Annotated in this window: 7 protein-coding genes; 4 read left to right on the forward strand and 3 right to left on the reverse strand. The window is 69.5% G+C overall.

Annotated elements, in window-relative coordinates; genetic code table 11:
• A partial coding sequence (locus NQ160_RS15830) for a multifunctional oxoglutarate decarboxylase/oxoglutarate dehydrogenase thiamine pyrophosphate-binding subunit/dihydrolipoyllysine-residue succinyltransferase subunit (protein ID WP_257516134.1) occupies positions 1-2,106 on the forward strand: 2,106 nt, incomplete at its 5' end.
• A 66-nt stretch (positions 2,107-2,172) separates the two neighbouring features.
• Here the strand turns inward: NQ160_RS15830 and NQ160_RS15835 are convergent.
• Both NQ160_RS15835 and NQ160_RS15840 read right to left on the reverse strand, forming a co-directional pair.
• The gene (locus NQ160_RS15835) at positions 2,173-2,415 is read right to left on the reverse strand and encodes a zf-HC2 domain-containing protein (RefSeq protein WP_257516135.1); all 243 of its coding nucleotides are present in this window, start codon (positions 2,413-2,415) and stop codon (positions 2,173-2,175) included.
• Positions 2,412-3,074 (reverse strand): sigma-70 family RNA polymerase sigma factor, encoded by a 663-nt coding sequence (locus NQ160_RS15840; RefSeq protein WP_306853487.1) that lies wholly within the window; start codon positions 3,072-3,074, stop codon positions 2,412-2,414. The genes NQ160_RS15835 and NQ160_RS15840 overlap by 4 nt, the downstream gene beginning before the upstream one ends.
• 50 nt (positions 3,075-3,124) lie before the next feature.
• Between NQ160_RS15840 and aroA the strand changes: the two genes are divergently transcribed.
• From aroA to bcp, 3 genes are read left to right on the forward strand one after another with little or no spacing between them, the layout of a single operon-like run.
• On the forward strand, positions 3,125-4,474 hold the full coding sequence (gene aroA, locus NQ160_RS15845; protein ID WP_257516136.1) for a 3-phosphoshikimate 1-carboxyvinyltransferase: 1,350 nt from the start codon (positions 3,125-3,127) through the stop codon (positions 4,472-4,474).
• 22 nt (positions 4,475-4,496) lie between these two features.
• Entirely contained in the window at positions 4,497-5,561 is a 1,065-nt protein-coding gene (rsgA, locus tag NQ160_RS15850) for a ribosome small subunit-dependent GTPase A (protein WP_257516137.1), read from the forward strand.
• Positions 5,562-5,570: 9 nt separating this feature from the next.
• Complete coding sequence (gene bcp, locus NQ160_RS15855; protein ID WP_257516138.1) at positions 5,571-6,035, forward strand: thioredoxin-dependent thiol peroxidase; 465 nt, start codon at positions 5,571-5,573, stop codon at positions 6,033-6,035.
• 6 nt (positions 6,036-6,041) lie between these two features.
• Here the strand turns inward: bcp and NQ160_RS15860 are convergent, their stop codons facing one another.
• Entirely contained in the window at positions 6,042-6,458 is a 417-nt protein-coding gene (locus NQ160_RS15860) for a histidine kinase (RefSeq protein WP_257516139.1), read from the reverse strand.
• Positions 6,459-6,756: the final 298 nt, after the last annotated feature.

The raw sequence follows: 6,756 nt of genomic DNA on the forward strand, positions 1-6,756 counted from the left end.
GGCGGCGAGTCTCTCATTCCGCTCCTCGACCAGGTGCTGCGCGGGGCCGCCGACGCAGGTCTCGACGGTGCGGCGATCGCCATGGCCCACCGCGGCCGGCTCAACGTGCTCAGCAACGTCGCCGGCAAGACATACGGTCAGGTCTTCCGCGAGTTCGAGGGCTCGGTGGCCATCGGCTCGAAGAGCGGTTCGGGCGACGTCAAGTACCACCTCGGCACCGAGGGCACCTTCGTCACGGACGACGGCACCGAGCTGCCGGTCGTCCTGGCCGCCAACCCGTCGCACCTCGAGACGGTCGACGGCGTGCTCGCGGGCATCGTCCGCGCCAAGCAGGACCGCAAGCCCATCGGATCCTTCTCGTGGCTGCCGATCCTCGTCCACGGCGACGCCGCCTTCGCCGGCCAGGGCGTCGTGGTGGAGACCCTGCAGATGTCCCAGCTGCGCGGCTACCGCATCGGCGGAACGATCCACGTGGTCGTCAACAACCAGGTCGGGTTCACGACCCTCCCCCAGGACGCCCGCACGTCGGTGTACGCCACCGACGTGGCCAAGACCATCCAGGCGCCCATCTTCCACGTCAACGGGGACGACCCCGAAGCGGTCGTGCGCGTCGCCGAGCTGGCGTTCCGCTACCGCGAGGAGTTCCACCGCGACGTCGTGATCGACCTCGTGTGCTACCGCCGCCGCGGTCACAACGAGGGCGACGACCCTTCGATGACGCAGCCGCTCATGACCAACCTCATCGAGGCGAAGCGCTCGGTGCGGCGCCTGTACACCGAGGCGCTCGTCGGTCGCGGCGACATCACCGAGGAGGAGTACGAGCAGGCGAAGAAGGACTTCCAGGACCGCCTCGAGATCGCCTTCGCAGAGACGCACGCGGCCGAGACCGGATCCTCTCCCGTCGTGGCAGCCGGTGCGGGCGCCGTCGAGCCGGCGGCCGGTGAGCCGGAGACGACCGGGGTCTCGCGCGAGGTCGTTCAGCTGATCGGCGACGCCTTCGTCAACAAGCCCGAAGGCTTCACGGTGCACAACAAGCTGCAGCAGCTGCTGGAGAAGCGCCATGACATGAGCCGCAACGGCGCCATCGACTGGGCGTTCGGCGAACTGCTGGCGTTCGGCTCGCTGCTGCTCGAGGGCACCAACGTGCGCCTGGCCGGTCAGGACGCCCGCCGCGGCACGTTCGTCCAGCGGCACTCGGTGTTCCACGACCGTGCGAACGGCCAGGAATGGCTGCCGCTGACGAACCTGTCCGACAACCAGGGCCGGTTCTGGGCGTACGACTCCCTGCTGAGCGAGTACGCGGCGATGGCGTTCGAGTACGGCTACTCGGTGGAGCGCCCCGACGCGCTCGTGCTGTGGGAGGCCCAGTTCGGCGACTTCGCCGACGGCGCCCAGACGGTCATCGACACCTACCTGTCGTCGGCCGACCAGAAGTGGGGCCAGCAGTCGAGCGTCGTGCTGCTGCTGCCGCACGGCTATGAGGGCCAGGGACCCGACCACTCCTCCGCGCGCATCGAGCGCTACCTGCAGCTGTGCGCCCAGGACAACATGACCGTCGCCCGTCCGTCGACCCCCGCGTCGTACTTCCACCTGCTGCGCCGGCAGGCCTACCAGCGGCCGCGGCGTCCTCTCGTGGTGTTCACGCCCAAGGCGATGCTGCGCCTGCGCGGGGCGACGAGCCCCGTGGACGACTTCCTCACGGGCAAGTTCGAGCCGGTCCTGGACGACAGCAGGCAGCTGGACAAGTCCGCCGTGAAGCGCGTGCTGCTGCACGCCGGCAAGATCCACTGGGACCTGCGCGCGGAGCTGGAGAAGAACCCCAACCCCGAGATCGCCCTGGTTCGGATGGAGCAGTTCTACCCGTCCCCCGTGGCCGAGCTCAACGCGGTGGTCGACAGCTACCCGAACGCCGAACTGGTCTGGGTGCAGGACGAGCCCGAGAACCAGGGCGCGTGGCCCTTCATCGCCCTCGAGATCGTCAAGCACCTGCACGGGCGCACCATCACCCGCGTCTCGCGCGCGGCGGCGGCATCGACGGCGACAGGGTCGAGCAAGGTCCACGCCCTCGAGCAGGCCGAGATCATGAAGAAGGCGCTGACGCTCTGACGTGCGCAACGACGAAGGGGGTGGATGCCGCGGCATCCACCCCCTTCGTCGTTGAGAGCCCGACGATCAGTGCGCCGCCTGCGCCTCGCGCAGCCGGGCCAGCACCTGGTCACGCAGCTGCTCGGGTGCGGTCTCCTTGCAGGCGCGCGCCACGACGTCGGTGAGCGTCTTGGCGACCAGCGCCTCTTCCTGGCATGCCGGACAGTTCTCCAGATGCTCGCTGATGTCCGCGTGCTGGGTTTTGCAGACCTCGTGGCGCAGATACTCCTCGAGGTCGCGACGGGCCTTGTCGCAGCCGCAATCGGTCATTTCGCACTCCTTGTCGGGGTCGTGTCGATCCCGCGTTCGCCCGCATAATCGGCCAGCAGTTCACGAAGCATCCGCCTGCCACGGTGCAGGCGGCTCATGACCGTGCCGATCGGGGTTTTCATGATGTCCGCGATTTCCTGGTAGGCGAATCCTTCGACGTCGGCGAAGTAGACAGCGAGGCGGAAATCCTCGGGGATGGACTGCAGCGCGTCTTTGACGACCGATGCCGGCATGCGGTCGATCGCCTCGGCCTCGGCTGAACGGGCACTGGTGGCGGTCGTCGACTCCGCACCGCCCAGCTGCCAGTCCTCGAGGTCGTCGAGCGTGCCCTGGTAGGGCTCACGCTGCTTCTTGCGGTAGGTGTTGATGTAGGTGTTCGTGAGGATGCGGTACAGCCACGCCTTGAGGTTCGTCCCCTGGGTGAACGACGACCACGAGGCGAACGCCTTCACGAACGTCTCCTGCACGAGATCAGCGGCATCGGCGGGGTTGCGCGTCATGCGCATGGCTGCCGCATACAGCTGGTCCATGAAGGGCAGCGCCTGCTCCTCGAACTGGGCGCGTGCGGCTGCTGCGGCATCGACCTGGTCGCTCATCACGGGCAAGTCTACGTCCGCGTCGATCGCGCCCAGCAGGGGGGCGTCGAGCGTTGCAGTCATCTTTCTCCATTTCCTGGCGTAAATGGGCAGGTTCGTTAGGGTAGAACGCGATGAGTGTCGCCGAGTATTCCGCCGTACCTTCAGCCGCTGACGGCGACTGGCCCGCGCCCACTGTGCGCGGGCCCCTCGACGCGACCCTGAGCGTTCCCGGATCGAAGTCCTTGACCAACCGGGAGCTGATCCTGGCCGCGATCGCGGATGGGCCGGGCCGATTGATATCGCCCCTGCACTCGGACGATTCCGCCCGCATGATCGAGGCCCTGCGCACGCTCGGCGTCGAGGTGCAGGAGGTGGCCGGCACGGGTTCTTTCGGCCCCGACCTCGTCGTGACGCCGGCGAGCCCGATGTCGGGCAACACCGTCGTGGACTGCGGCCAGGCCGGCACCGTCATGCGCTTCGTCGCGGCCATCGCCGGGCTCGCCTCGGGCGAAGTGACACTGACCGCCCACGAGACGGCACTGCACCGCCCCATGGGCGAGATGATCAAGGCCCTGCGCGCTGTGGGCAGCGACATCGACGACGAGGGAAAGTGGTCGCTCCCCTTCATCGTCCACGGACACGGGCACATCCGCGGCGGCGACGTCGAGATCGACGCGAGCGGCTCGAGCCAGTTCGTCTCGGGTCTGCTGCTGGCCGCGCCCCGCTTCGACGTGGGGCTCACGCTTCGGCACACCGGGCGCCGGCTGCCGAGCCTGCCGCACATCGACATGACGGTGGAAGCCCTGGGGCACCGCGGCGTGCACGTCGAGCGCCCCAGCCCCAATGAGTGGATCGTGCCGGCAGGTCCGGTACGGGCCAAGGACGTCGCGATCGAGCCGGACCTGTCCAACGCCGCCCCGTTCCTGGCAGCCGCGATGATCGCCGGTGGTCACGTGTCGATCACCGGCTGGCCGGCCCACTCCACGCAGCCCGGGGCCCTCCTCACCGAGATCCTCCCCGTCATGGGTGCCCGCACCCAGCGCCGCGGCGGCGCCCTCACCGTGACCGCCGGCAGCAGCGGCATCCACGGGGTCGAGCTCGACCTCTCGGCCGCCAGCGAGCTGACGCCCACGCTGTGCGCGCTGGCCGCCTTCGCCGACGGCCCGACCACCATCACCGGCGTCGGGCACATCCGCGGCCACGAGACCGACCGCATCGCAGCGATCGTCTCGAACCTGCGGGCCCTCGGCGGCGAGGCGCACGAGCTCCCCGACGGCATCCGCGTCGTCCCCCGCCCGCTCACCGGCGGTCTGTGGCGCGCGCATCACGACCACCGGATGGCCACCGCAGGGGCCCTCATCGGCCTGGCCGTGCCCGGCGTGTTCGTCGACGACATCGGCACCACGCGCAAAACCCTGCCCGAGTTCCCGCAGCTGTGGGACCACGTTGTGGGATCCGCCGCCGGGAACCCCGAGCAGTGACCGGCAGCGGGCGGAGCCGGCGATGAGCTGGCTGGACACCGGCGACGACGACGACGAGTTCGACGAGGCCTCCATCCGGATGCGGCCGAACCCGAAGGCGAACCGTCCACGCACCAAGCGGCGCCCGGCCCACAGCGATGCGCGCATCGCCCGGGTTCTGGGCGTGGACCGAGGCCGCTACACGGTGCTCGTCGACGAAGACGGTCCGAACGAGCACACGGCACTGGCGGTGCGCGCGCGGGAGCTGCGCAAGACCCCCATCGTCACCGGCGACCAGGCCCGCGTGGTCGGCGACACCTCCGGCAGCGAGGGCACGCTCTCGAGGATCATCGGATTGCAGGAGCGCACATCGCTGCTGCGACGCTCCGCCGACGACACCGATCAGGTGGAGCGTGTCGTCGTCGCCAACGCGGACCAGATGCTCGTGGTCGTGGCCGCTGCCGACCCGGAGCCGCGCGAGCGTCTCGTCGACCGGTACCTCATCGCCGCCCTGGATGCCGGCATCCGCCCGCTGCTCGTGGTCACCAAGACCGACCTCGCCGATCCTTCGGGGTTCTTGTCGCACTTCGAGGGCGTCGAGGGTCTGCAGGTGTTCACCAGCGCTCAAGGCGCGATGCCGATCGAGGAGATCGGGCGCCAGCTGGTGGGTCACTCGACCGTGTTCGTCGGGCATTCCGGAGTCGGCAAGTCCACCCTCGTCAACGCCCTCGTGCCCGACGCGCACCGCGCCACCGGTCACGTCAACCAGGTGACGGGCCGCGGCCGCCACACCTCCAGCTCCACGGTGTCGCTGCGCTATCACGGCGCCGAGGGCAGCGGCTGGGTCATCGACACCCCCGGCGTGCGCTCGTTCGGCCTCGGCCACGTCGACCCGGCCAACATCCTGGCCGCCTACACCGACCTCGCCGCCGCGGCCGCCGAGTGCCCACGCGGCTGCACGCACCTGCCCGATGCCCCTGACTGCGCGATCGTCGAGGCACTCGCCGAGGGCCGGCTCGGCCCGAACGGCGCGGCACGGCTCGACTCGCTGCAGCGACTGCTGGCCACCTTCGCCGAGCGGGACAGGAACGCCGCCGCGCGTCCGTAGGCTGGAGGCATGACGCTTCAGCCCGGCTCCCCCGCCCCCGATTTCACCCTGCTCGACCAGGACGGCAAGAAGGTCACACTGTCGTCGCTGCGCGGACGCCCCGTGATCCTGTACTTCTACCCCGCAGCGATGACGCCCGGCTGCACGACGCAGGCGTGCGACTTCCGCGACAGCATGCCGGCACTGCAGGCCGCCGGCTACACCGTGCTGGGCATCTCGCGTGACACGCCCGAAAAGCTCCGTGCCTTCCGTGAGCGCGACGGCCTGACGTTCGAGCTGCTCAGCGACCCCGACCATGCCGTGCACGAGGCGTACGGCGCCTGGGGGGAGAAGATGAACTACGGCAAGCGCGTCGAAGGCGTGATCCGCTCGACCTTCGTGATCAGCGGCGACGGCGTGATCCAGCACGCCCTGCACAACGTGCGCGCCACCGGCCACGTGGCCCGGCTGCGCACCCTGTTGCAGCTGGCCTGAGCCCGATCAGTGCGGCTGGGAGTCCGGCTCCCCGGGCTCCCGGCGCGCGGCCGCACGCACGCTGAGCACCAGCAGAACCAGCACGACGAACGCGGGCGCCGCCAGGGCCAGCGCCACGCCGCCGTCTGCGTAGGTGCCGCTCACCGCGCCCAGCGCCACGGCCAGCAGCAGCAGCTGCACGACGATCGATCCCGACCGGCCCCAGGACTGCCCGCGAAGGATCGCCACCGCGAAGGAGCCGACCGCCACCGCGCCCACCACGGTGAGCACGATGAGAGCCAGAGCGCTCGCCACCGAAACGGTGTCGCCCGCACCCAGCGCCACGACCTGCCACCCGGCGAGAGCGGCGACGCCCAACGCCTCGAAGGCGACGAGCACCCCGGCGATGCGTTCGACGGGCGTGAGAGCGGGTGTTGTCGGCATCCTCGTGTCAGCTTCCGGAGAGTGGGCGGTCTTTGTGTCAAACCTCCATGGATCCGGCAGACCCTCAGCAAGTTCCGCAGAAGACTCAGGAATGACCCTTGCCGGGACTCGCCGCACTGTGAAACCATTGTGAGGTTGTGTGCTCCCACAGCGCCGTGGGGCGAGCACGAGGCTCGCACATCCCCAGAGTACCGGAACCCGAATCGGCACCCTGAAACGCACGTGAACAATTCCCCCCCATCAAGGAGCACCCCAATATGGATTGGCGCGACAAATCCGCCTGCCTGACCGTCGACCC

The sequence above is a fragment of the Microbacterium sp. zg.Y909 genome (assembly GCF_024626565.1).

What these genes read in the sequence shown, in the direction of transcription:
- NQ160_RS15835 (WP_257516135.1), bottom strand. Translation starts at nt 2,415, where the DNA reads ATGACCGATTGCGGCTGCGACAAGGCCCGTCGCGACCTCGAGGAGTAT.
- NQ160_RS15840 (WP_306853487.1), bottom strand. Translation starts at nt 3,074, where the DNA reads ATGACTGCAACGCTCGACGCCCCCCTGCTGGGCGCGATCGACGCGGAC.
- aroA (WP_257516136.1), top strand. Translation starts at nt 3,125, where the DNA reads ATGAGTGTCGCCGAGTATTCCGCCGTACCTTCAGCCGCTGACGGCGAC.
- rsgA (WP_257516137.1), top strand. Translation starts at nt 4,497, where the DNA reads ATGAGCTGGCTGGACACCGGCGACGACGACGACGAGTTCGACGAGGCC.
- bcp (WP_257516138.1), top strand. Translation starts at nt 5,571, where the DNA reads ATGACGCTTCAGCCCGGCTCCCCCGCCCCCGATTTCACCCTGCTCGAC.
- NQ160_RS15860 (WP_257516139.1), bottom strand. Translation starts at nt 6,458, where the DNA reads ATGCCGACAACACCCGCTCTCACGCCCGTCGAACGCATCGCCGGGGTG.